The 23,713-nt window shown below is 38.5% G+C and carries 21 protein-coding genes and 2 pseudogenes; 12 read left to right on the forward strand and 11 right to left on the reverse strand.

Annotated elements, in window-relative coordinates; genetic code table 11:
- The first annotated feature begins 463 nt into the window (after positions 1-463).
- From BN997_RS15320 to BN997_RS15335, 4 genes are all read left to right on the forward strand, one after another.
- Entirely contained in the window at positions 464-1,063 is a 600-nt protein-coding gene (locus BN997_RS15320; protein ID WP_042533559.1) for a short chain dehydrogenase, read from the forward strand.
- A 65-nt stretch (positions 1,064-1,128) separates the two neighbouring features.
- On the forward strand, positions 1,129-2,607 hold the full coding sequence (locus tag BN997_RS15325) for an alanine/glycine:cation symporter family protein (protein WP_042533560.1): 1,479 nt from the start codon (positions 1,129-1,131) through the stop codon (positions 2,605-2,607).
- A 115-nt stretch (positions 2,608-2,722) separates the two neighbouring features.
- Positions 2,723-3,403 (forward strand): SDR family oxidoreductase, encoded by a 681-nt coding sequence (locus BN997_RS15330; RefSeq protein WP_042533561.1) that lies wholly within the window; start codon positions 2,723-2,725, stop codon positions 3,401-3,403.
- An 80-nt stretch (positions 3,404-3,483) separates the two neighbouring features.
- On the forward strand, positions 3,484-4,953 hold the full coding sequence (locus tag BN997_RS15335; protein WP_042533562.1) for an alanine/glycine:cation symporter family protein: 1,470 nt from the start codon (positions 3,484-3,486) through the stop codon (positions 4,951-4,953).
- A gap of 133 nt (positions 4,954-5,086) precedes the next feature.
- On the opposite strand, the pseudogene BN997_RS15340 reads toward BN997_RS15335, so the two are convergent.
- Positions 5,087-6,028, reverse strand: a pseudogene (locus BN997_RS15340) (class I tRNA ligase family protein); the annotation flags it as partial.
- Positions 6,029-6,558: 530 nt separating this feature from the next.
- Positions 6,559-6,747 carry a hypothetical protein gene (locus BN997_RS15345; RefSeq protein ID WP_042533564.1) on the reverse strand — a complete coding sequence of 63 codons (189 nt, stop codon included), beginning with the start codon at positions 6,745-6,747 and terminating at the stop codon, positions 6,559-6,561.
- Between the two features lie 199 nt (positions 6,748-6,946).
- Between BN997_RS15345 and BN997_RS15350 the strand changes: the two genes are divergently transcribed.
- Positions 6,947-7,879 carry a D-2-hydroxyacid dehydrogenase gene (locus tag BN997_RS15350; protein WP_042533565.1) on the forward strand — a complete coding sequence of 311 codons (933 nt, stop codon included), beginning with the start codon at positions 6,947-6,949 and terminating at the stop codon, positions 7,877-7,879.
- Between the two features lie 167 nt (positions 7,880-8,046).
- Here BN997_RS15350 and ppdK read toward each other — a convergent pair whose 3' ends face one another.
- Positions 8,047-10,653 (reverse strand): pyruvate, phosphate dikinase, encoded by a 2,607-nt coding sequence (ppdK, locus tag BN997_RS15355; RefSeq protein WP_042533566.1) that lies wholly within the window; start codon positions 10,651-10,653, stop codon positions 8,047-8,049.
- Between the two features lie 176 nt (positions 10,654-10,829).
- On the opposite strand from ppdK, the gene BN997_RS15360 reads away from it, so the two are divergent.
- The 4 genes from BN997_RS15360 (at position 10,830) to BN997_RS15375 (ending at position 13,370) form a co-directional block, all read left to right on the forward strand.
- Positions 10,830-11,459: a CBS domain-containing protein gene (locus tag BN997_RS15360; RefSeq protein ID WP_042533567.1), complete on the forward strand. Its 630-nt coding sequence runs from the start codon at positions 10,830-10,832 to the stop codon at positions 11,457-11,459.
- A 27-nt stretch (positions 11,460-11,486) separates the two neighbouring features.
- Positions 11,487-12,299, forward strand: a complete 813-nt coding sequence (locus tag BN997_RS15365; RefSeq protein ID WP_042533568.1) for a pyruvate, water dikinase regulatory protein — start codon at positions 11,487-11,489, stop codon at positions 12,297-12,299.
- Between the two features lie 325 nt (positions 12,300-12,624).
- Complete coding sequence (locus tag BN997_RS15370; protein ID WP_139089104.1) at positions 12,625-12,846, forward strand: hypothetical protein; 222 nt, start codon at positions 12,625-12,627, stop codon at positions 12,844-12,846.
- Between the two features lie 35 nt (positions 12,847-12,881).
- Positions 12,882-13,370, forward strand: a complete 489-nt coding sequence (locus tag BN997_RS15375; protein ID WP_042533570.1) for a hypothetical protein — start codon at positions 12,882-12,884, stop codon at positions 13,368-13,370.
- Between the two features lie 162 nt (positions 13,371-13,532).
- Here the strand turns inward: BN997_RS15375 and BN997_RS23870 are convergent.
- Positions 13,533-14,518: pseudogene (locus BN997_RS23870) on the reverse strand (IS3 family transposase); the annotation flags it as partial.
- A 62-nt stretch (positions 14,519-14,580) separates the two neighbouring features.
- On the reverse strand, positions 14,581-15,021 hold the full coding sequence (locus BN997_RS15390; RefSeq protein ID WP_052485039.1) for an alpha/beta fold hydrolase: 441 nt from the start codon (positions 15,019-15,021) through the stop codon (positions 14,581-14,583).
- A gap of 408 nt (positions 15,022-15,429) precedes the next feature.
- On the opposite strand from BN997_RS15390, the gene BN997_RS15395 reads away from it, so the two are divergent.
- Positions 15,430-16,062, forward strand: a complete 633-nt coding sequence (locus BN997_RS15395) for a TetR/AcrR family transcriptional regulator (RefSeq protein WP_042533571.1) — start codon at positions 15,430-15,432, stop codon at positions 16,060-16,062.
- Between the two features lie 96 nt (positions 16,063-16,158).
- Here the strand turns inward: BN997_RS15395 and BN997_RS15400 are convergent, their stop codons facing one another.
- The 6 genes from BN997_RS15400 to BN997_RS22280 form a co-directional block, all read right to left on the reverse strand.
- Positions 16,159-16,428: a hypothetical protein gene (locus BN997_RS15400; RefSeq protein ID WP_042533572.1), complete on the reverse strand. Its 270-nt coding sequence runs from the start codon at positions 16,426-16,428 to the stop codon at positions 16,159-16,161.
- A 476-nt stretch (positions 16,429-16,904) separates the two neighbouring features.
- Positions 16,905-18,401, reverse strand: a complete 1,497-nt coding sequence (locus tag BN997_RS15405) for a PH domain-containing protein (RefSeq protein WP_042533573.1) — start codon at positions 18,399-18,401, stop codon at positions 16,905-16,907.
- Positions 18,398-18,892 (reverse strand): PH domain-containing protein, encoded by a 495-nt coding sequence (locus tag BN997_RS15410; protein WP_042533574.1) that lies wholly within the window; start codon positions 18,890-18,892, stop codon positions 18,398-18,400. The genes BN997_RS15405 and BN997_RS15410 overlap by 4 nt, the downstream gene beginning before the upstream one ends.
- Before the next feature lie 45 nt (positions 18,893-18,937).
- Complete coding sequence (locus BN997_RS15415; RefSeq protein ID WP_042533575.1) at positions 18,938-19,849, reverse strand: ABC transporter ATP-binding protein; 912 nt, start codon at positions 19,847-19,849, stop codon at positions 18,938-18,940.
- Positions 19,850-20,545, reverse strand: coding sequence for an ABC transporter permease (locus BN997_RS15420; RefSeq protein WP_042533576.1), 696 nt, complete (start codon positions 20,543-20,545; stop codon positions 19,850-19,852).
- Between the two features lie 19 nt (positions 20,546-20,564).
- Positions 20,565-20,987 carry a DUF4064 domain-containing protein gene (locus tag BN997_RS22280; protein WP_052485040.1) on the reverse strand — a complete coding sequence of 141 codons (423 nt, stop codon included), beginning with the start codon at positions 20,985-20,987 and terminating at the stop codon, positions 20,565-20,567.
- Positions 20,988-21,140: 153 nt separating this feature from the next.
- On the opposite strand from BN997_RS22280, the gene BN997_RS15430 reads away from it, so the two are divergent.
- Both BN997_RS15430 and BN997_RS15435 read left to right on the forward strand, forming a co-directional pair.
- On the forward strand, positions 21,141-21,854 hold the full coding sequence (locus tag BN997_RS15430; RefSeq protein WP_042533577.1) for a response regulator transcription factor: 714 nt from the start codon (positions 21,141-21,143) through the stop codon (positions 21,852-21,854).
- Positions 21,851-23,602, forward strand: coding sequence for a sensor histidine kinase (locus BN997_RS15435; RefSeq protein WP_042533578.1), 1,752 nt, complete (start codon positions 21,851-21,853; stop codon positions 23,600-23,602). The genes BN997_RS15430 and BN997_RS15435 overlap by 4 nt, the downstream gene beginning before the upstream one ends.
- Positions 23,603-23,713 lie beyond the last annotated feature (111 nt).

The following is a 23,713-nucleotide window of genomic DNA, read 5'->3' on the forward strand; positions in this document are numbered from 1 at the left end:
AAAACGTCGCTAGAATTAGCGTCATTTCTTTGTAAGAAGAAAACAAATAAACATATTTCTTCTTAGATGGGAGCGGATGTTGTCGACTCCTGCGGGAAAAGCAACAGGTAGACCTGGCAGGAAGCGGTTTTCTTCCGAGGAGACTGAGCCGTTGCCCGCGGAAAGCGACTTCCCGCAGCGGACATCTCTTTAGCAAGAACAGCTGTGTTTTAAGGACCAAGTATTCTCCTTGGTTTTTCTTATTGCTTTAAATAATAGGAATTCTTTTTTGCCTCTACTTTTCAAAATTTATCAAGGAAAAACATCCGTAAACCTCCCGCCTCAAAATAAAGCATGAAAATAAATTTATCTTGTTGAATAGTTATCTAAAAACGGAATGAGCTAGAATCTATGCATTTTAAAAAACACTATGAGATACTGTACACAGAAAATTAGAACTATAGTTAGAAGAGGAGAGATAATCATGAAAATACTATTAGTCGGAGCAACCGGATCCATCGGAGAAGTAGCGTATGAAGAATTAAAGGACGATGCAGAAATCATCCAAGCCAGCCGGAATTCTTCAGAATATCCAGTAGATATTACTTCAGAAGAGAGCATCAGAGCGCTTTTTGAAAAGGTAGGACAGGTGGATGGCATCATTTGCGCTGCAGGTTCGGCCCATTTTGCCACAGTGGATGAACTGACACCGGAACAGAATATGATTGCGGTAAACAGCAAGCAGCTGGGACAGGTAAATGTAGTATTAATCGGTTTACATTATCTGAGAGATAACGGAAGCATTACGCTTACAACGGGTGTTTTGATGGATGATCCATTGAAAACTGCATCCTCATCGGCGATGGCCAATGGCGGTGTATCCGCGTTTGTTAAATCAGCAGCCATTGAAATGCCGCGTGGAATCCGGATTAATCATGTCAGTCCATCGATGCTGGAGAAATCAAAAGAAAAATATGGTAAACTATTCCAAGGGTTCGAACCTGTTTCTTCCAAACGGATTGGCTTAGCTTATCGAAAAAGTGTCTTTGGAGCGCAAACGGGTCAGGCATATAAAGTATATTAACCGATTTTCTGGTGCGGGGCCTAAAATGGATTCTAGTTTTTAGGCCCGTGAACAAGGGGGATAACATGGGTGAATTTATAGGGCGATTAAACGATATTGTATGGAGTCCAGCGTTGGTTATTTTTATTCTGGCACTGGGATTGTTTTTCTCCATAGCAACGCGTTTCATTCATTTTCGATATATTAAGGACATGTTTAAACTGACATTTACTGGCGGAAAGTCGGAGGCAGGTATTTCTTCGTTTCAAGCATTATCGATGTCGATTGGAAGCAGAATTGGTATTGGTAATATAGCCGGTGTAGCGACTGCAATCACATTAGGGGGTCCGGGAGCTGTATTCTGGATGTGGATTTTGGCTTTTTTCTCTGCCAGTATTGCTTTTATGGAAACCACGCTTGCACAGATTTATAAAGTGAAGCAGGATGGGGAATACCGCGGAGGCGTCCCGTATTATATTGGTAAAGGGTTAAAGAAAGAATGGTTTGCTGTCATTTTTGCAGCCGTGACCATGGTTTCTATGACGATTCTTGTCCCGGGGATTCAAGTAAATACTATAGCGCTTTCTCTTGATGACGCATTTGGTATAGCTCCGGCAATAACAGGTATATTACTCGTGATTTTACTGGCTGTTGTTATTTTTGGAGGGGTAAAAAGAATTGCAAAAACGGCGGAGACGATTGTTCCAGTTATGGCAATTGGTTATATCGGCGTATGTGTTGTTATTTTAGCTGTTAATTTCACATCCATACCAGATGTACTTTCATTAATTGTTTCCAGCGCAATCAATCCAAGTGCAACATTTGGCGGAATCATAGGTTCAGCAATCGCCTGGGGCGTACAAAGAGGAGCCTTTTCGAATGCCGCCGGCTTTGGAAGTGAAACCTTTGAAACAGGAGCAGCAGAAGTTTCCCATCCTGTTAAACAAGGATTAGTGCAGGCATTATCCGTGTATATCACCACCCTGGTTATTTGTTCTGCTACAGCATTTATGGTCTTGATTACTGGTATGTATAATGTTCAGCTGGATGATGGCACGATGGTTGAGAACAATATTGGTGCTGTGGAAGCAGGTTCCAACAACGTTCAATTAAGCGTTGAAACGATTTTACCGGGATTAGGGGGACCTTTCGTTGCTGTTGCGATCTTCTTCTTTGCATTTACCAGTTTGATTACGTACTCCTATAAAGCGGAAACCAGTCTGGCCTATCTTAACAGTAACCGTAAAAAAAAGCTGCAGTGGCCATTAACTGTCTTGAAATGCGGCCTGTTAGTCACCGTTTTTTATAATAGTACAAATTCAGCTGCCCTGGCATGGAGTTTTGGCGACTTAGGGTTTGGGGTCATGGCTTGGTTAAACATGATAGCATTGCTATTTCTGACAAAACCAGTCTTAAAGGCCGTAAAGGATTATGATGTGCAGAAAAAACAAGGAAAAGATCCAGTATTTGATTCGTTGAAAGCTGGAATTAAAAATGCAGATTTTTGGGAACCGGAACAAGAGGAAAGTGTGCAGCCGGCTAAAAAAGAACGAAAAGTTATTTAGTGTATTGTAAGCGTTTGCTGGTTGGCCCAGTTTAGTTTAATGGTGTCTTTAGATTCTTTTGGGGCAGGTTAAGAAAGCATACGGGTTCATTCGGTTTTTAGGAGTGGTCGATTTTATGAAAACAGTGGTTATTACAGGTGCTGGAAGCGGTCTGGGTTCAGAATTAGCGTATGCTTTTTCTGAACTTGATTATAAGGTATGTCTGTTAGGCAGGACGCGTTATAAATTAGAGGAGGTGTCCCAAAATTTAAAAGGAAAATCTTCCATCTTTGAAGTGGATATTACAGATTCCTTAAGTGTGACAGAAGTATTCAAGAAAATAGATGAATCACATGATTCCATAGACTGTCTCGTAAATAATGCAGGGGTCGGTATTTTTAAATCATTAGCTGAAATGGATAATAAAGAAGTCGATTTGTTGATTGATACAAATGTAAAAGGAGCGATTTATTGCACCAAAGAAGTTTTACCAGATATGCAACGCAGGAATAAGGGAGATATTTTAAATATTATTTCCAATTCTGGAAAAGCTGCCAAAGCAGATGAAATCATATATAGTACCAGTAAATTTGGAATGCGGGGGTTTTCAGAAGCATTAACGGATTTAACAAAAGACACAGATATTAGAGTGCTTGCGGCATACATGGGGAATATGAACACCAGCCTCTGGCGGGAGGATAAGCCGGCAGAACGGAAAAGCTACGCAAGTCCAAAAGATATGACGAAAATAATTATGGATCATTTCCAGGATAGAGAAAATGTAGTTAGTTCGGACATAGTTATAGAAAACCAATAGAATCGAATGACTTTAGATAACTGCTAACAGAGGAAATCGCAGTAAGATTAAAAAATCTGAAATAGATAAGGGAGAGTTATATGAGCGCATTTATAGATTGGTTAAGCGGAGCTGTCTGGAATCAGTATTTTATTTTCAGTTTTTTAGTGATTGGTTTATTCTTTTCTATTATGACCAGATTTGTGCAAGTGACACATTTAAAAGATATGATCAAGCTAATGTTTGTGAGAAGATCTTCTGAATCCGGCGTGTCTTCCTTCCAGGCAATTTCAATGTCACTGGGGAGCAGAATCGGAACTGGTAATGTTGCAGGAGTTGCAACAGCAATCACACTTGGGGGACCGGGAGCAGTATTTTGGATGTGGGTAATGTCTTTCTTTGGAGCAGCTACAAGTTTTATTGAAATTACATTATCGCAGGTTTATAAAAGTAAAGTGAATGGAGAATTGCGTGGCGGGACGCCATATTTTATTGAAAAAGGTCTTGGATTTAGAAAACTGGGTATTATTTTTGCAATATTAACAACTTTGGCAACAGGATTTTTTCTGATGAATATTCAATCTAATACGATTGCGGCTTCAATGGAGGGAGCTTTTGGGATTCCGCCATATGTTATTGGGATTATCCTTGTTCTTTTAATGGGGTTATGTGTCTTTGGCGGTGTAAAAAGAATTGCTAAAACTGCGGAGTATTTAGTACCTTTTATGGCAATTGGTTACATTATAGTCTGTATTATTATTTTAGGGCTTAATTTTCGGGCTATTCCAGATTTGTTTTCATTGATTATATCGAGTGCATTTGGTGCAGAAGCAACGTTTGGTGGCATGATAGGAGCGGCTATATCATGGGGGGTTCAAAGAGGATTTTTCTCGAATGCTGCAGGAGCAGGTTCAGAAACTTACGAAGGAGCTGCTGCTGAAGTATCTCATCCGGCAAAGCAGGGGCTGGTTCAGGCGCTGGCTGTGTATGTAGATACTTGGATTATATGCTCGGCAACTGCCTTTATGATTCTTATTACAGGGATGTACAATGTAGAAGGGGCAGCATCTGTCGTGAATGTTCCTGGTGTAGAAGCTGGCTCAGTAAATGTGCAGCTGGCAGTAGATACCGTTTTGCCGGGTATTGGATCTGCTTTTATGGCTATTGCCTTATTTTTCTTTTGTTTTACCACAATGATAACTTACTATTATAAAACAGAATCTAGTGCTACGTATATTATTGGCCATTCCAATAAAAAGGAAAAATTATTTTTATTTCCGTTACGTATAGGCATACTTATTTTTGCCTTTGTCGGCGCTATTGTTTCCGCATCTACAGCATGGGCAATGGGAGACATCGGATTAGGAAGCATGGCGTATTTGAACTTAATCAGCACGTTGCTGTTATCTGGGGTAGCACTCAAGGTTTTAAAGGATTATAAAGAACAGAAAAAAGCAGGTAAAGATCCTGTGTTTGATCCAGTAAAGCTAGGAATTAAGAATGCGGATTATTGGGAAACACGACAAGAAGAAAGTTCCCGATCATCTAAAAGCGGAACAAAGGTTATTTGAAGTATTGTAAGCGTTTGCTTAAGTGTTGAAATAATTTAACATGATAAAGTGCGAATTCTTCGTTTAATGGAGAATTCGCACTTTATCATGTAAAGTAAGACACGCTTTCAAATTATTGAAGGAGGAGTTTCATGGCCGGTGCTACATGAACAATCCCAGTTCCGCTTGTATCTGTCACAAAATCTGCACCAATCACGACATATCCGTTAGAAACAGTGATAAAATTGAATGGAGGATGGTAGGAGAGACCAATTAAATCCTGTCCTTTGATAATTTCTAAGACGTTATAGTCTTCCTTCATCACATTTTGGACTAATGATTTTGCTGCGATATATATTTCATTTCCCTGCTGCACACGCATATACTCCATTTCCGGATTCACTGCGAGAGCCACATTGGCTGGAAGTGTCCAAGGTGTTGTTGTCCAGCCTAATAGATATTCATTGTCTTTTCCTTTAATCTGAAACTTGGCAGTAGCAGATAAATCAGTGACGTCTTTATATCCTTGAGCCACTTCATGAGAACTTAGAGACGTCTCACAATGGGGACAATAAGGAACAACACGATGACCTTGATATAAATAATCCTTCTTGTGAATGTCAGAAAGGATATGCCACACCGATTCGATATACGCATTGTTCAGTGTGACATAAGGGTTCTCCATATCTATCCAATATCCAAGCGCATCGGTGAATTGCTTCCACTCATTTTCGTAGGTGAAAACACTTTCTTTACATTTCGCGATAAAGTTCTCCACACCATATTCTTCAATTTGTTCCTTGCCGCGGATATTCAATTGTTTTTCTACTTCCAATTCAACAGGTAATCCATGGGTGTCCCAGCCAGCTTTTCGTAAAACCTGATAGCCTGACATGATTTTATATCTTGCTACAAAGTCCTTGATGGTTCTGCCTAGAGCGTGGCCGGCATGCGGCAGTCCGTTAGCTGTCGGCGGTCCTTCGTAAAAAACAAAGGTTTCTTTACCTTCTCTGTTGGAAATAGAGTGCTGGAAAGTATGATCTCTTTCCCATTGGTTTCGAATTCTTAATTCACGAGCTGCACTTGATTCCTTCAATTTTTTTCACCTCATTATCAAAATTAAAAAATCCCGATTCTGCGCAGAGAGAATCGGGAGGCTTACATTCTTCATAAAAATAAAAAAACCAACATAAGCAGTGGTTTTCGGAATGGATTTTCACTACGTACTATCATACGCGTTCTGGATATCGGTAGAATGCCGTCAAAGTTTAATGTACTGTCTAGTTCCAAGCGTCAAACTTTAGAGATTTCACGTCACGCCCTACGATAAGTCAACATCGGTTCGTCACCTCACCGTGTTTCCTTTATCTCAGTTGTGCCGCTCCAATCTCTATGTTTTTAAACGGGCACTTTCCACTTTTCTCTTCAACTTTGCTTCTCAGGGAGGATTTTCATTAGCTTTCTTAACGTTGACTTTCAGCACAGGGTCAACTCTCTGTAGATAAGAAGGAGATAATTACTCTTTCCCGTCATCGAATTAGATTTTAAATTAACAACAATAGTAAACGATTAAAATTGAAAAGTCAACCTGCTGGATTTCTTGATTAACAATACTTCTGTGATTCATCATTTTTCATGATTCTTTTTGTTATCAAGTGAAATCTTTAATATCACGACCAGCAGAAAGAAAATAGTTAAATCAAAGAATCCGCGTAAGTTCCCAACAGTAAACAGGTTGGCTATAAAAGGGAAAAAGGTTATGACGGCAATGGAAGCTATCATGCAAAATAATACGGTTAAAAAAACATCTTTCATGATTTGTAAACTCCTATATACTGGAATATGAAATGTTCAGTATATCAATATTTACATATATTGACTAGTCCTATTTAACGGAATATATTTTGGATAGAGTATTTCCAAATAAATAACAGAATTATAAAAGTATTATGATGGATATTTTTCAAAAAATAAAATAATCCTCTATAATAAAGAGAGAAGGGAGAAGGTTAATATGAACATTCAAAAAATCATTATTGCCAGTCCAATGGTAAAAGAACTGGAAAAACACATAGAACATTATAATCTGGATAAAGAAATTCGTTACATAACAGAGGACGCTTTAACAGAGGAAGACTTGGAATGGGCGGATGCTCTCTGCGGGTTTCAGCTGCGGAAGGATACGGACTACAGCAAAGTGAAATGGGTACATTCTCTAGGCGCCGGTGTCGATGGATTTTTGTATGATCAGAATTGGAATGAAAATGTATTATTAACACGTACTGTCTGCTCGTTTGGACAGCGCATCGGGGAATATTGCTTAAGCTATATGTTAAGGGATACCCAAGCGCACCAGACGTTTGCAGCCCAGCAAGGGGAGAAGGTCTGGAAGGAATTTTCTCCTGTATTATTGAGTGAGAAAACAGCAGTGATTTACGGAACCGGTGAAATCGGCAGAAGACTGGCAGAGATTCTATCCGGATTTGGAATGAAAGTGTACGGCATTTCTTTAAGCGGAAAACAGAAGGCACCTTTTAACCAAGTTGCAGCTATTGACTCCCATTTTTCATTTATAAAAGAAGCGGATTATGTAATCAATACATTGCCGTTAACAGAGAAAACAGCAGATTTATTTGATAAACGCTTATTTGATCAAACGAGCAATATTGGATTTATCAATGCAGGAAGAGGAAAGTCTGTTGCTGAAGCGGATTTGCTGGCTGCCTTGGAAAAGGAGCAAGTACGGTTTGCTGTACTGGATGTTTTCCATGAAGAACCGTTGCCTGCATCGCATCCATTCTGGGAGCATCCTGCTATTACAATAACACCTCATATATCTGCTGTGACAACGGCAAAAGAAGCGGCGGATTGCTTTGTTGACACCCTGAAAAGAGTGGAAGCAGGGCAGGACTTGGAAAATAAGGTGGATATTCAAAAAGGATATTAAAGCTAATTTTATGCTGGTTCAAATAAGAGGGGAGGCTAAGCTGATTTATAATCCGAATTTGACAATGATTCCAAGGAGCTGGTCAGCTTTCCTTCATCTCTACTATAAAAAATAGCAGTACAGACCATGGCTTTGGTCTGTGCTGCTATTTTTTATAGTATGTTTTTCTATTTTAATACTGCTTGCGCTACAGCTAAACGAGCGGCTGGAATACGGTATGGTGAACAAGAAACATAATCAATGCCGATTTGTTGGAAGAAAGCAATCGATTCTGTATTGCCGCCAACTTCGCCGCAAATACCGATCATCATGTTTTCTTTCGTTTGTCTTGCTTTGTCGACAGCGAGCTTAATCAATTCGCCGACACCGCTTTGATCCAGAACCTGGAACGGGTCTTGCTGCATAATCTGTTTTTCTTTATAGGTATTGATAAACTTACCGATATCATCGCGAGAAAATCCAAATGTCATTTGAGTTAAATCATTGGTACCGAAGCTGAAGAAATCGGCATTTTCTGCTAATTGGTCAGCAATGATACATGCGCGCGGTAATTCGATCATGGTCCCGATTTCGTAAGGGAAGGGCTCCATTTGATGCTCCTTGAATGTAGCTTCGATGGTTTCGGTTAAAAAGCTTTTAACGTAGTCCAGCTCGGCTTTTTCTGAAATTAAAGGAACCATGATTTCTGGACAAATCGTCAAGCCTTCTTTTGCTAATTGAATGGCACTATTGAAAATCGCTTTGACTTGCATTTGATAAATAAGTGGTTCAGTAATACCTAAGCGGCAGCCCCGATGTCCCAGCATTGGGTTGGTTTCTTGTAATTTTTCGATTTGTTTCTCCACAGCAGACGGGTATCTGTTTAGTTGATCAGCCAATGACTTGATTTCATTGGCATCATGCGGCAAAAATTCATGCATTGGCGGATCAAGCAAACGAATCACCATTGGTTTATCTTGAACTGTTTTTAACATTTGATAGAAATCTTCTTGCTGGAAGCTTAGTAATTTATTTAAAGCGGCCTGGACTTCCTCTTCATCTTTAGCGAGAATCAAGCGGCGCATTTCCAGTACACGCTCTTCCCCAAAAAACATATGCTCTGTTCGGGCTAAACCAATTCCTGTTGCACCAAAATCAATCGCTGTTTGTAAGTCTTGTAATGTTTCAGCATTCGCACGAACCTTCAACTCAGCGCATTCGTCTGCCCAAGTAAGTAATTGCTGCAAGCTCTGATCGTTTTCAGGAACAATTGTCGGGATTTCCCCTAGATATAAACTTCCAGTACTGCCGTCAACAGAAATCATATCGCCTTCCGTCAGGGTATGGTTACCACATAATACAGTTTTGGCACTTTCATTGACTGTTAATGCTTCACAGCCGGTGACACAGCAAGTTCCCATTCCTCTGGCAACAACTGCTGCGTGCGATGTCATTCCGCCGCGGCTCGTAACAATTGCTTCGCTGACCACCATGCCTTCAATATCTTCTGGCGAGGTTTCTTGACGAACCAGAATCACTTTTTTTCCTAAAGCAGTGTATTCTTTTGCTTTATCAGCTGTAAAGACGATTGATCCGGTTGCTGCGCCTGGACTGGCAGGTAAACCTGTTGCGAAAGCATCCACTGCTGTCAGTTTTTCGGTATCAAAGACCGGATGAATCAATTGATCGATCACCTCAGGAGAGACGCGCATAATCGCTTCTTCCTTTGAGATTAAACCTTCAGCTGCTAAATCTAAAACTATTTTCAAGGTAGCTTTGGCGGTGCGTTTTCCATTTCTGGTCTGCAGAATATACAGCTTACCATTTTCGATTGTAAATTCGATATCCTGCATATCCTTATAGTGCTGCTCCAGTTTATGAGAATGTTTAATAAAATCATTATAAGCTTCTGGCAAAATGGTTTGCAAAGATTCAATCGGCTCCGGTGTACGAATCCCTGCAACGACATCCTCTCCCTGCGCATTGATTAGAAATTCACCAAATAATTTATTATCACCGACAGAAGGATTGCGAGTGAAGACCACTCCTGTTCCGCTTTCCTCACCGCTGTTGCCAAAGACCATTGACTGGACATTAACCGCTGTTCCTAAATGATGAGGAATATTGTGCAGGTCGCGATATACCTTCGCCCGCTGGTTATTCCAGGATTTGAAAACAGCCTTCGTTGCTTCGAATAATTGCTCCATTGGATCCTGTGGAAAGGCTACTTTATTCTTAGAGAACAAATTCTTATACGATTCAATCAATTCTACATGCTCTGCTTCGTTAAAATCAGTTACTTTTTTATTCAAACGCTTCTCCATTTGATGCAGCAACACATTGAATTGTTCTTTATGGATTCCGTAAACGACATCACCGAACATTTGCAAGAGACGGCGGTAGCAGTCATAGGCAAAGTTCACATTGGTCAATTTGGCAAAATCTTGAACTCTATGATCATTTAAGCCAAGATTTAAAATGGTATCCATCATGCCGGGCATGGAAAAGACAGCGCCGCTTCGAACAGAAACTAATAGAATATTTTCAGTAGATGTAAAAGATTTCCCTGTTTCTGACTCTAAATTTTGAATCGCTTTCAAAACTTCTGCTTTTAATTGCTTTTCAAAAAAGGAAGCATCTGCTAAATAATTCATACAACATTCTGTAGTAATCGTAAAGCCCTCAGGTACAGGTAATCCCAAATGAGTCATTTCTGCAAGATTGGCTCCTTTGCCGCCCAGCAATTCTTTGTTCCCGCTTCGTCCTTCATCAAATGTATAAATTAATTTTTCCATAAGAAACCTCCAATGATTTAATTGTATGTCACATTTATTTAATAATCATCATATATGACAAAAATATGTGTGTCAATACATAAATATGTGATTATTAGTTTAAAAGATTCATTAATATGTGTATAATGAAAATAAAATATTAACATTGTTTGATAGCTTTATTTGGAGGTCCAAGTATGAAATTAAGTGAAAGACAAGAACAAATCATCCAATTAGTAAAAGATTATCAGCCGGTCAGCGGGGAAAAAATATCTGAGCTGTTAGATGTTTCTAGAGCTACGTTACGTTCAGATTTATCGTTTTTGACATTAGCAGGTGTTTTACAAGCTACACCTAAAATCGGCTATACGTATTCAGGTTCGGATTTAGAAGCCTTTTTCTTTTTTAAGACCTTTGATACGAAAATCGATGAAATTATGATTCCACCCTTAGTGATTAACCAAAATACATCGATTCGAGATGCTATCACTAATTTGTTTATTTATGATGTTGGTTCCCTGTACGTGTTGGATGAAGAAAAACTTCTCGTGGGTGTTTTATCCAGGAAGGATTTATTAAGGGCATCATTAAATTCAGATATTGATAATACGCCAGTTGTAGTGTGTATGACACGAATGCCGCATATTAAAGTCTGTCAAAAAAATATCAATATACTGGAAGCAGCCACTATCTTACAAGATTTTGAAGTTGATTCACTGCCAGTCGTTGAAGAAGAAAATCACAAAAAAGTGATTGGTAAAATTACGAAGTCTCGAATACTTAATTACATTACGCAGCAAGCCAGAAATGCAGAATTAAATAAATAAATAAATAAAAGGGGATATCCATCTATTATGAAAAATGAAATCATCATCTACTCTATTTCTGATTCACTCGGAGAAACATCACAAAAGTTACTAACAGCCGTCAGTGCACAATATCCGGATTTGAATTTTAATAAAAGCTATCGCTTTCCATTAGTAAATCGAGAAGAGGAGTTATTGGGAATTTTGCAGGATGCCTTAAAGGATAAAGCGATTGTTGTTAGCACCTTAGTTAATCATCGTCTAGCTGAAACTGCCCGAAATTTCAGTCAGCAGACAGGTCTCATGTATTTAGATTTGATGCACCCATTTTTTGAAATGATTCAAGCAAGAACCGGTTCAAGTCCCATTGAAGAACCTGGAACAGTTCATAAATTAGATACGGAATACTTTAACCGCATCGCAGCTATTGAATTTGCGGTCAAATATGATGATGGCAAGAACCCGCAAGGCTTTATAGATTCCGATTTAGTGTTGTTAGGTGTATCACGAACCTCAAAGACACCATTAAGTATGTATTTAGCGAATAAAGGGTATAAAGTTTCCAATTTACCTCTGATTCCGGAGGTTCCCTTACCACAGATACTGGAAGATGTAGATCCGCATAAGCTGGTGGGGTTAGTTTGCCATCCAGATAATTTATCTAGAATTAGAAGTAATCGTTTAGATTCATTAGGTTTAAATCATTCCACCAGTTATACCGATTTAGAAAAAATATATAACGAACTCGACTATTCACAACAGGTTTTCAAACGATTTGGTATTTTTACGATTGATGTGACAGATAAATCGATTGAAGAAACAGCGTATGTGATTGAAGAACATTTTAAAGAAATGGAATAAAAAAATCTTGTTATGGTATGTATTTATATGAGTGACAACTGTCTTTTATAAAATAGGGAATAGGTATTTTTCATGACTTTATATTCATTCTGCAGGGTTTTATGTAGTATTATTTGCTATAATACTAGAAAAAGAGAGAATCTTGTTAATATACCATGCTTTTTATGATAGATTTTATTCTAAAAAATATAAAAGAATTGGCCAAGTCGTGAAGTGAGATGTTCTGGAATGGAGCAATCTTGCTGTCGTTCAGCACCCCTCAATGGGTGCTGATTCTTATAAAAAAGGCTGTTCTTTAACAAATAACGGCAGGGCGGTCGCTGCGATGAAAAATAAGAATACCTATACATACTTCAAGGTTTTTGCCATTTTATTATTATTTTTTACGTGCCTGATCAGTTTTCGATTCATGTGGATTAATTACCATAACAAAGGAGAGCAGCCTGTCATCACAGAGGGCGTGCTTGATTTAACAGATTGGGATTTTTCTGACAAAGAGACGATTTCTTTAATGGGGGGTGGGTTTTTTACCCCAATCAATTCATAGATACACCAGCTAATTCTTCTGCGGCGGACCAAACGTTGATTCAGGTTCCTGGTGATTGGCAAAATGAGCTGAGGATGGTTAATGCAAATCAGGAAAACAGCTTGGGATATGGCAGTTATTATTTGAAGGTGTTGCTACCGGATGCGAGTCCTCCTTTTCTGGGACTCCGTCTGAATAACATACATACGGCAGTTAATATCAGGGTAAATGGTCAGCTTGTAGAATCGGTGAATTACCCAACTGCCGAGAAAACGGAACAGTCACATATCCGCGGGCCGATTACCAGTCTGTTTTATGCGGATCCGGATAAGCGTGAACTGGAAATTATCTTGCAAATTTCGAATCATGAGCTTCCGTTTGCAGGTGGAGTAGATCAGACGGTTTCCTATGGAACGGCAGAAGATGTCAATCAGGAAACCAATCTGTCCCGCTTCCTTCAGTTAACCGTTATTATCATTCTATTCTTGCATGCCCTGTATGCTTTTGCCATTTTCCTTATGAATAAAGGGAAGCGGCAAACCTAATTAATTTATTTTGGATTCATGTCATTCTTGATTGCTGTGGGGAATTTATTAGACGATGAAGTATTTGTTCAATTGCCATTTAGTGCAGATGTCTCCTTCCGGCTGCTGGTTGCCATCTATATTTTGGTGTTATTTGTCTTGATTAAATTTATTCAGCATTTGTATCAAATGCATTGATTCGATACAAGCATTGTCATAACAGTTGCCTTTCCGGCTCATGCTTGTGATGATATGATGTTTTCTTATTAGTGCTTGATACTCCTTAGCTGCATATTGACTGCCTCTATCGGAATGATGAATCAAGCCTTCTTGCGGCGTTTGCTGATTAATAGCCCGTCTTAAAGCTGTGAGTGTTAATTCTTTGGTCATCCGATGACTCATTGCCCAGCCAATAATCCTTCTAGAAAATAAATCCATTACGGTCGCTAAATACAGCCATCCTTCTTTGGTCCAAATGTAAGTTATATCACTTACCCATACTTTTCCTGGTTTATCTGCCTGGAAATTTTGGTTTAGTAAATTCGGATAGACAGGGTGCGAATGCTTGGAATTCGTTGTCGCTTTATATTTCTTCACCGTTTTCGAATGCAAGCCATTTTCCTTCATAATACGAGACACTGTTTTTTGGGAAACAGGTGTCCCTTCACCACGTAAAACCTGGGTGATTTTAGGACTTCCATATCTTTTTTTCGACTCAATAAATACACGTTTTATTCGGGCCGTCAGTTTTTGTTTACGGTTGGCTCGATCGCTGACAGGACGATTTCTCCACTCATAATAGCCACTCTTGGAAACACCTCATACTTGGCACATCTTCTCGACACGAAATTCGTGGCGGTGTTTATGGATAAATGCATAGATTACCTCTACTTTTTGGCGAAGATGCCCATTGCCTTTTTTAAGATAGCTACCTCCTCTTCCAAATCACGGATTCGCTTATCTTTTTCATATTCCACTTGATCTTTGGGGCTGCGGTTTCCGCTACCTACAAAACTATCCTCTTGTTCTTCCTTATACCTGGCTACCCATTTGTGCAGCGTCTGGGGTACTAAGTCTAATTCTCTTGCTACTTCGGTTGCTTTTCTTCCATCTTCCACTACCAATTTTACTGCATATACTTTAAATTCTTTATCATATCGTTTTACCATCCTGGACACTCCTAAAGATTATTATATTTAGTATAAAAAACCCCATTTGGTATGTCCAATTATTAGACTAACATCACTAATAGTAATAATCCTCTTATTTTATTTGGATATATTTTTGATAAATGCTGTGCACATAAACCGCCATAGGAATGTCCTATAAGAACGACAGGCTCGGTTATATTTAATTTCTCTAGTATCTGTATAATTTCTTTTGTAACATTTTCAGTAGACTTTTTTGTATTAGTGAACTCACTTTCACCTAGCCCTGGACGATGAAACATGATAATTTGACTGTTTTCCTCGAGAGCAGAGATAATTTCTTCCCATTCATAAAAAGGAGACCCCATTCCAGCCAAAATAAGTATTGCTGGTTTACCATTCCTTTTAGATAGAATTTCTATCTTCTTACCGTTCATGTCAATAAACTTCAAAAAATCACGTCCCTTCATAATAAAAAATTTATTATCATTGTTAATGATTCTGAAAACTCCACTAATTGACATTTCGTTTTATCTTGATACTTAAAGCAAGTTTATCATATTGGCGAAGTTTCATTTTATTTCAAAATGAATTTTTTTGATTATAAGAAGCAAGCTTTACAATTAAAATGATTTGTTAAAGAAATGTGCTTATAGAGATGTATAAGGATATAGAAGATTTCCCAAAGAATAATGTGAAGAGCAGGATATAAAAACAAGCAATTATTGATTTGAAGGATTGTAATAAGCTTTTAGATTATTCGGTAGATGAGACAAATCTGTTAGAGATGGAAAGAGCTATCAAACAATCAATCCACTTTGCAACCAAGCTGCGAATAAAGTTATCAAATCATCCCTTTATTCATGACAAACCAGTAACTTATCCGATATAGTATAGATAGATATGTCTAACGTGATAAGAGGCGAGTTAAAATGGAAAACAATGAACCAAAATTAACGAAAAAACAAATCGCAATATTAGAAGCTGCAACGGATTTATTTGCAGAAAAAGGGTATGCAGGCACATCAACGAGTGAAATTGCCACGAAAGCAGAGGTGGCAGAAGGAACGATTTTTAAGCATTTTAAATCGAAAAAAGGACTGCTGATGGCGGTTGTTTCGCCAATGATGGTGAAATGGCTTGCTCCCATGATAAAAAAAGATCTGAATAAGGTGCTTGATCAGGAATTTGAATATATTCAAGATTTTATTCGGGCGATGATTGAGAATCGAAAAGAATTCATCCAAAAGAATTTGCCGATGTTAAAGATTTTAGTGCAAGAAATTCCGTTTCATCCCGATTTAAAAGAAAAGTTTATTGAATATGTAGGGAATGATATTTTTGATAAACTGAGGGAAATCGTCACGTATTATCAAGACAAAGGACAGCTGGCTGACATGAAGACAGACACAATTATACGCACGGTTGCTACATCGATCTTATCGTATATTGTGGCGCGTTATGTGTTTCTTCCGGAAATAAATTGGGATGAAGAAGAGATAGAGACAGAAAGAATTATTCAAATATTGGAAAGCGGGATTATACAGAAAAACAGCGGGCAATAGGTATGCGTTTCTTTATCAAAAGATTCCTCAGACCTTCCCATTAACGGAAAGGTCAGGGGAAACTTTTTGCGTTTATTAAAATAGACAATTCGGCTATTATTTTCTGCGCTTTTCCTTTATCGGATATAAAATATAGTAAAAGATTGCCCCCGTGAAAAAGGAGAGAAAACATCCTAATAAAGATATTTGAGAGTAAAATCCGCCTTGACTCGTCTCCATTTCAAATAAACCGGAGCCAAAGATAGAAGCATGCTGAGGCAGACCTAACAGATGAAGTAATGTTAGAATGAGTGGTGCGCAAAGTATAATAAGGACATAAATCATTACAAAGCAGAAACCAGATAAGATACTTTGGAATATTTTCATGATATATCACCCTCCTTCAATACATCATTCATCGTTATTTACGGTTACCTTACTATGTTATACCCTAAAAATTATTATTTACATCATTTGTGTAGGATATGAAGGATCTGTTAGGATAAACAAAATGCCCGCATGGAAGGAAAAAGGAATACGAATATCTATTTTTTAACAGGTATCATGGCCATCATGAAACCTGCCGCTTTTCCAGAAATATATCCGTGATTTTTCCCATTCTATTTTTTGATGATAAGTATCATTTGTTTTGTCAGAAATAAAACGAAAGCTGAACAGGTTTTTTCTTATGTTTCCTTATTATTAGCAATAGGAAGCAAGGTTCTTTTTTACTTCTTTTAAAAAGCAAAAATAGTGCTTCATGAAAGGAACAGGCGTGATTCCTCTGTCATTCTATGATGGAGGAATCACGCCTGTTTTGAGATGTAAGCAGAAGCTTTCAACTCTAAATAAATGCGGATGCACTATCTCTTTAACGTATACCATCTGCTAAAATCTTGGCACCATCCAATGGGAAGGTTGTTGATCCTTGTATACATAACAGGTCTTGCGCGATTGCTTACTACGATAGAAGCTAATCCCAGCTTTTGCTGTACGATATGACGTGTCAGCTGCAATTCCGCTATTTTAGTTCTCTTAGATAAGAAAAATTTTGTATTAAAACCGCCAGTCTTAATCTGTACAATGGAGTCGTTCACTGTATAGCGCGTCTGATAGAAATAAAGCAGTCTTGACATGATTACCAGAATGAAAATAAAGACAGAAAATATCCACCAGGGTATTTCCAAGCCTAAAAAGTCAGGTTTAACATAATAAAGCAAGCCTGTTGCAATCATCCAAACCCAGCTGGGCTTTAGCATCTGAAGCAGCCAAGCTTGTTTAGGCAAACGATTCATTTCTGAAGTTACCTGATAAGACGGTAATATTTCTTCAATCATTGTGTATGCACGCTGTACAGGAAGAAAAGGATACAGTCTGTTCACTTCTGCATCTTCACTGCCTGTATTTCCTGCACAAATCAATTTTATTTCCGCAATTCCAAGAGCTCGTTTGATCCATGATTGATGTACGCTGACAGCTTGCACATTTGCTTTGGAAATACGAAAGGTAGTTCTCTCTGAAAATCCCTGTGTAACGTAAATCTTTTCGATATCAGAAGCAATTTCATATTTGCCAAATCGAAATATGGTTAACACGGTGCCGGCAGCTATCGCAATCAGTATGATCAAGATGATGGAAACGAGAATAATCCACCAGGGCCAAGCGTCCAGAATATCGGTGAACACATCTTCCGCTTGTGCGCCGAAAGAAAAGAATTGTATGAAGTTTGATAGAAGCGACCATACAATGGGAAACACAGCTATAAAACTAAAGGATGCTAAGGAAGCTTTGAAAATATCATAGGCTGTCGGCGAGAAATGAACGATAGGATCTGCATTATACGTATCTGTTTGAATGTTTTCAGATACCGGGCCCGGGAATTCTTTCTCATAGGTATTTTCTGAACGGTTCAAGCTTCTTGTTGCACGAATGTGTTTTTCCATTTCCTGTGCTTCTTTCTGTGTTAGAACATGAAAGGTTACCGTGCTATTATCTCCAGCTGTACTCGTTTCCAACGTAAGTGAGGTCATGTTGACCATGCGATGGAATAGGGAAGCTTTCCGCCTGGTATGCTGAATTGTTGCATAGGGTATCGTTCGGCTGCTTGTTATCACGAGACGCCGGTTTAGCTGCAGATTTTCATTTCCAACTTTATATTTGCTGGTAAACCATCGAATGGGAATGGCCAAAAGAATAAGCATAAATATCAAAACGATTGCCAAACGTCCATAGGTAAACAGCCAAAAATCAGAATTTGCTCGAATAATAAATAAAAACAAGAATAAGAAGAACATGTTTTTAATCAAGCGCCAAATATCGTAGATCATAAGCAGGGGATGATACCGTTTTTCTTGATTCATGCGTCCCGCTCCTTTACATTCGCATAGGTTGCGATTTGCTGTCGCAGTTCCATGGCCTCTGTTTCATCTAAGGCGGGAATGGTATGCTTTGTTGTTATCGTGTTGACCTTCAGCTGATAAAGCTGATATTTTCTCATGAATGGTCCTTGATGAATGGATACGGATTGGATCTTCGTCATGGGTATCATCTGATGTTTTTGAAAAAGCGCTCCTGACCTTAATTGTAAAAATTCCTCACTGACCCCAAAACGCCAATGCTGATACCGTCTTTGGAGCTTGAAAGGGGTGAAGCTCATATCAATAATCGTGAACAAAATCAGCCCCATGATGATCCAAACTATCCATTCTCTCCATGAAAAATAATAGCTAAGATAGAGGAATAGACCAAGTATACCTAAACCAATTACATTCGAAAGGACTTCATTCATAAGCCAAACCTTGATACTATATTTGGATAGTTTGCGTTGTGGTGCTGGAATGTCTTTTATCAAATTAAATCACCTTTCATTTTTCCTGCTTTGTTATACAGACTTCATTTACTCTAGATTAAGAAAAATTTCCTCAAGGGACGGTTCTTCTACTTCTAACCGAAATACATCGATGTCCTGTCTTACAAATTGTTTATTTACATGCGGAATATACTCTTTTGAAGCCACAATGATTTCGGAAGATGTTTCTTCGATTTGAATTTTTTCGACAAGCTCTGTGAAGGAAGTCTGTAAGTGTACTTGCTCCTTTTCAGAGAGGGAGCGATGATGAATATGAATCACGATGTCCTGCTGATACTGTTCCCGCAGCTGTTTCATCGTTCCCTGTGTTTGAATGCTTCCCTTGTTCATAATCGCAATCTCATCACATAATTTCTCTACTTCATTTAAATTGTGAGAGGTTAATAGAATCGTAGTTCCTTGTGCAGCAATTTCCTTGATTAATGCATGAATGTTCAAAACGGCGTTGGCATCCACGCCGGATGTTGGTTCGTCTAAAAAGAGCAGCTTAGGCTGATGAATAATGCTTTGAGCGATGCCCAGTTTCTTTTTCATTCCAAACGAATACTTTTTCACTTTGACATGGACAGCGTCCTCTAAACCGACTTGGGTGAGAACATGGATAATATCCTGTTTGGAAAGCGATTGTTTGACTAATTTTTGAAAGTAGTTTAAATGATGGTATGCTGTTAAATCATCATAAAAGGTAGAGTAATCCGGCAGTACACCAATTTCTTTTTGAATCGATTCCAGCCTTTTTTCAGGCTGACCTAAAACTTCAAAGGAACCGGAGCTGGGCTTGATAAGCCCGGTTACCATATTAATAAACGTGGATTTACCTGCTCCATTTTTCCCGAGAAAGCCAAAAATCGTACCCTCGGGAATGTGTAAATCAACGGAATCGACAACTATTTTCTTTCCGTATGTTTTAGTTAACTGATGTGTTTGCAAAGCTTCCATTTATAAATCCCTCTTTCTAAAGATGAATAAGCTTAATACAATAAATAAAACGGGGAAAAGCACTACGAAATAAGCATAGTAACTGTGCGTTTCTTCCTGTATGTAATAAAAATAAGGTGTAATATAGCCAATGGCCTTCACAAAAAGATTGTCTGTCCCTGTACTCCATAAACCAAGCACCGGCAGAGCAACCGAAATAATGATTCCTAAAAACATACTTAAAGATGGCTTTGGAATAACGGTTGATAGAAATAGTGTCAGGCCGATAAAGTAAGACACAAAAATAATCGCTTGAATCAGATTTAAAATAGAAAACGATTTTGAAAATGGAATGATAAGTAACAAAGCGACAGTAAGGCATACAGCCCAAAATAAAAAACTCCCGATAAATTTGCCAAGAATAATATGATTCCGACTTGTCTTTGTTGCTAAAAAACGGATGGTTCGTGTATCCATTTCTTTATTGACGATGTTGTGGGATAAGCTGGTTACAAACAAAGGCGCGGCTAAAATCAATAAGAGCATTAATCCCATCACGTAAGCATCCTGTCCAAGTCCTAAATCCTGAAGGGGAGCTTCAAATTGGCGGACTAATCTGGCAGCACCGACTGTGACACCAAATAAGACGGCAATTATTAAACCTGAGCGAATGCTCGTAAATAAACTTTTAAACTCTCTAAAAGCGACTGTAAACATAAATTCATCTCCTCGTTTCCTAGGTATGCTTGCTGGCAGAAGCGCTGCGGGTTATCACCATGATTCCGGCAATCAAATAGATCATACCGCCAAAAATCCCTAAACCGATTGTTGAAAGCGTGCCAAGTATGGCTATTCCAATTAATAGAACCCCAGCCGATTTTCCTCTGGTTTCTTTTTTCAATAAGTAAATAGCTGCGGACCCTAAGATTATCCAGGTGAAGGAAATGACAGCTAAATAGATAAATAAATAACCTATATAAGTGATGATTTGTTGTTCGCTGAATTCAACTATATTTTCATCCTCCATAAAAGACTGGACTAACTCCAGTGTCTTGGGGCTTCCTTCGACATTGCCATACAACAGGATGCTTCCTGCGAATAGTACGCCAAATAATAAAATGCCAATGGCTGTTAAAACCGTTTCTGCTTGGTGCTTCATATCCACTACTCCTTCTTATGTTTCTTTACGTTCACTCTAGCAAACGCAGCTGTCTGCTAGTTGAACAGAACATTACCAATAAATTAAAAAAGCTTCGATTTGTTCAACTGTTCGTAAACTTGCTATGGTACGATACCAATGGAGGTGTCATACATGGAGGATCAAACAGATATTTTGATTGTGGATGATGAGAAAGCAATTGTAACTATGTTAGAAATGATGCTGAAGAAAGAAGGATTTCAGCGTGTACATAAAGCTTATACCGGGCAGGAAGCCATTCAGATATTAAAGCAACATAAAATAGAAGTGATTATTTTGGACGTCATGCTTCCGGATGGGAGCGGCTTTGATTTTTGCCCGAAAATCAGAGAGCTGACAAATGCGTATATTCTCTTTTTAACGGCAAAAGTTTCTGATTTAGATGTGTTAACAGGATTTGCAACAGGGGGTGATGATTATGTCACCAAACCATTTAATCCGTTAGAGGTGGCGGCAAGGATTAAAGCGTATTTAAGAAGATCTGCTAAAACAGAAGCCGCTATACCAGAGAAATCCAGCAAATATAACTTCGGTCGTTTTGTGCTAGATGAAAGCGCAGGTATGTTAACGGTTAATGGAGAGGATGTTCCATGCCCGACACAGGTCTATTTGCTGCTTCTTTATTTATGTAAGCATCCAAATAGAATTTTTTCCAAAGCAGATTTATTGGAGGCGGTTTGGGGCTTTGAACATTTTGCAGATGAGAATACGGTTTCGGTACATATTAGAAGAATCAGAGAAAGAATTGAGGTCAATCCGAGTAAACCAGAATTTTTACTCACTGTTCGGGGATTGGGGTATAAATTGGTGAAAGGAAATGTCTCATGAAGAAATTACGGAGCCGGTTGTTTTTTCATTTTTCAATTCAGTTTGGGTTTATTTCTTTGTTGATGATTGTTGTTGTAGTCGCTGCTTTTTTTATCGGTTTGTATTCCCTTTCTAATGTGGAAAGAGATGAGGATTATTATCAAACGCAGCTAGAAGAACTTGCAATTGAGATTGGCGATCCGTACGAATATAAAGAATTTGGGAACGAAATCAGCGATGCATTACCTGAGAAAACGTGGCTGCAAATTATTGATGAAGAGGGAAAAGTGGTTGAATCTGCAAATGTACCGGAAGATATAAAAGAGAATTACAGCAGTTTTGACATTGTACAAATGAAGGAGAGAGAGCAGCTAGGGGAATATGCTATCAAATATACATTAGAAGAGCTTTTATTTGCGAGTGACGATGCATATTTATTTGTGCTAGGTTACCAAGAACCAGGAAAAATTCTTATTAATGAATTATCAGAAAATACGAATGCAAACGGCAGAATTTCCGAAACAGACCAGCCTGAGGTGGAAGAGAAATTAAACCAGCTTGAAGGAACACTTTCTATTTATGATGAAACAGGAGCTATTATTCAACAGTTTGGTAATCAGGAGCAAATAGAAGGGCAGCCATTAGAAATAATTGAAAAAGACACTTCTCCCGATCTTTTCACTGAAAAACAGTATACTTACCTAGATAGAGGTTCAGGTAATTCGTGGATTTTATATACTTCAAATGAACAAAGTCAGGATATGCCATTAACATTGTATAGAGATATTACGCTAGTATTCGTTGGTTTAACTGGGGTTATATTGCTAGTAACATTCTTAATCTCTTTTTGGACGAGTTTTCGTTATGGAAGCCCTTTGTTTATTTTTTCAAATTGGCTCAACCGGATGGGGGATGGAAACTATAAGGAAGTTTTAACAGCACAGGAGAAGAAAAAAGTATATCGAAAAAATGGCAAATTAAAAAGAAGATATAAGTTGTATAAAGAGGTTTTTCAGGCATTTGATGAGATGGCAGAAAAGCTGGATGCTTCCCGAAAAGAAAGAGAACAGCTGGAAAAAAGCAGAGAGGAATGGGTGGCAGGGATCTCCCATGACCTCCGCACACCTCTGACCACCATGGAGGGCTATGGGCGCTTGCTGGGAAATAAGGAATACGATTGGTCGAAGCAGGAGCTTCAAGAGATTGGAGATACCATCACTGAAAAAAGTGATTATATGGTAGATCTAATTGAAGATTTTACGCTCAGCTTTCGATTGAAAAATGATGCCAGCAGCTTAACGTTTAACTCGGTGAGTATCAATGAATATATGGAACAAATTTTAGAGAAGTTTCAAAAGGATGTTACCTTTAAGGATTATCCAGTTGTATATGAACCGATTCAATCAGATAGAAAAATAGAAGTGAATGAACGGTTGTTTGAAAGAATGATTGATAATCTGATGTATAATGCCTGGAAGCATAATCCGCCAGAAACTGCTGTAAAGGTAGAAGTTGCTCAATCTGAAGAAGAAAAAGCACTGGAAATCAGAATTACCGATAATGGAACGGGAATGGATGAGGAAACGCAAAAGCATTTGTTCACCCGCTATTATCGCGGCACCAATACAGAGGAAAGAAATGAAGGGACAGGGCTTGGCATGAGCATTGCCCTGCAAATCGCCAAGCTGCATCAGGGGGCTATTTCGGTACAATCAGAAAAAGGTCGTGGCACCACCGTAACGGTATTTTTGCCTTATGACAGAGATTAATCAAAGAACGCGTTACAGCAAGGGAAAACTGTAACGCGTTCTTACATAGAAATTATTAACTAAAAATAAAGAATTCAAAGACAGCGTCATGCATGATTTATACTCAAAGTA

This window comes from Oceanobacillus oncorhynchi (genome assembly GCF_000821065.1).
GTDB lineage: Bacteria > Bacillota > Bacilli > Bacillales > Amphibacillaceae > Oceanobacillus > Oceanobacillus oncorhynchi.

Coding starts and splice junctions, on each gene's coding strand:
- BN997_RS15320 (WP_042533559.1), top strand. CDS start 464: ATGAAAATACTATTAGTCGGAGCAACCGGATCCATCGGAGAAGTAGCG.
- BN997_RS15325 (WP_042533560.1), top strand. CDS start 1,129: ATGGGTGAATTTATAGGGCGATTAAACGATATTGTATGGAGTCCAGCG.
- BN997_RS15330 (WP_042533561.1), top strand. CDS start 2,723: ATGAAAACAGTGGTTATTACAGGTGCTGGAAGCGGTCTGGGTTCAGAA.
- BN997_RS15335 (WP_042533562.1), top strand. CDS start 3,484: ATGAGCGCATTTATAGATTGGTTAAGCGGAGCTGTCTGGAATCAGTAT.
- BN997_RS15345 (WP_042533564.1), bottom strand. CDS start 6,747: ATGAAAGATGTTTTTTTAACCGTATTATTTTGCATGATAGCTTCCATT.
- BN997_RS15350 (WP_042533565.1), top strand. CDS start 6,947: ATGAACATTCAAAAAATCATTATTGCCAGTCCAATGGTAAAAGAACTG.
- ppdK (WP_042533566.1), bottom strand. CDS start 10,653: ATGGAAAAATTAATTTATACATTTGATGAAGGACGAAGCGGGAACAAA.
- BN997_RS15360 (WP_042533567.1), top strand. CDS start 10,830: ATGAAATTAAGTGAAAGACAAGAACAAATCATCCAATTAGTAAAAGAT.
- BN997_RS15365 (WP_042533568.1), top strand. CDS start 11,487: ATGAAAAATGAAATCATCATCTACTCTATTTCTGATTCACTCGGAGAA.
- BN997_RS15370 (WP_139089104.1), top strand. CDS start 12,625: ATGAAAAATAAGAATACCTATACATACTTCAAGGTTTTTGCCATTTTA.
- BN997_RS15390 (WP_052485039.1), bottom strand. CDS start 15,021: ATGTCAATTAGTGGAGTTTTCAGAATCATTAACAATGATAATAAATTT.
- BN997_RS15395 (WP_042533571.1), top strand. CDS start 15,430: ATGGAAAACAATGAACCAAAATTAACGAAAAAACAAATCGCAATATTA.
- BN997_RS15400 (WP_042533572.1), bottom strand. CDS start 16,428: ATGAAAATATTCCAAAGTATCTTATCTGGTTTCTGCTTTGTAATGATT.
- BN997_RS15405 (WP_042533573.1), bottom strand. CDS start 18,401: ATGAATCAAGAAAAACGGTATCATCCCCTGCTTATGATCTACGATATT.
- BN997_RS15415 (WP_042533575.1), bottom strand. CDS start 19,849: ATGGAAGCTTTGCAAACACATCAGTTAACTAAAACATACGGAAAGAAA.
- BN997_RS15420 (WP_042533576.1), bottom strand. CDS start 20,545: ATGTTTACAGTCGCTTTTAGAGAGTTTAAAAGTTTATTTACGAGCATT.
- BN997_RS22280 (WP_052485040.1), bottom strand. CDS start 20,987: ATGAAGCACCAAGCAGAAACGGTTTTAACAGCCATTGGCATTTTATTA.
- BN997_RS15430 (WP_042533577.1), top strand. CDS start 21,141: ATGGAGGATCAAACAGATATTTTGATTGTGGATGATGAGAAAGCAATT.
- BN997_RS15435 (WP_042533578.1), top strand. CDS start 21,851: ATGAAGAAATTACGGAGCCGGTTGTTTTTTCATTTTTCAATTCAGTTT.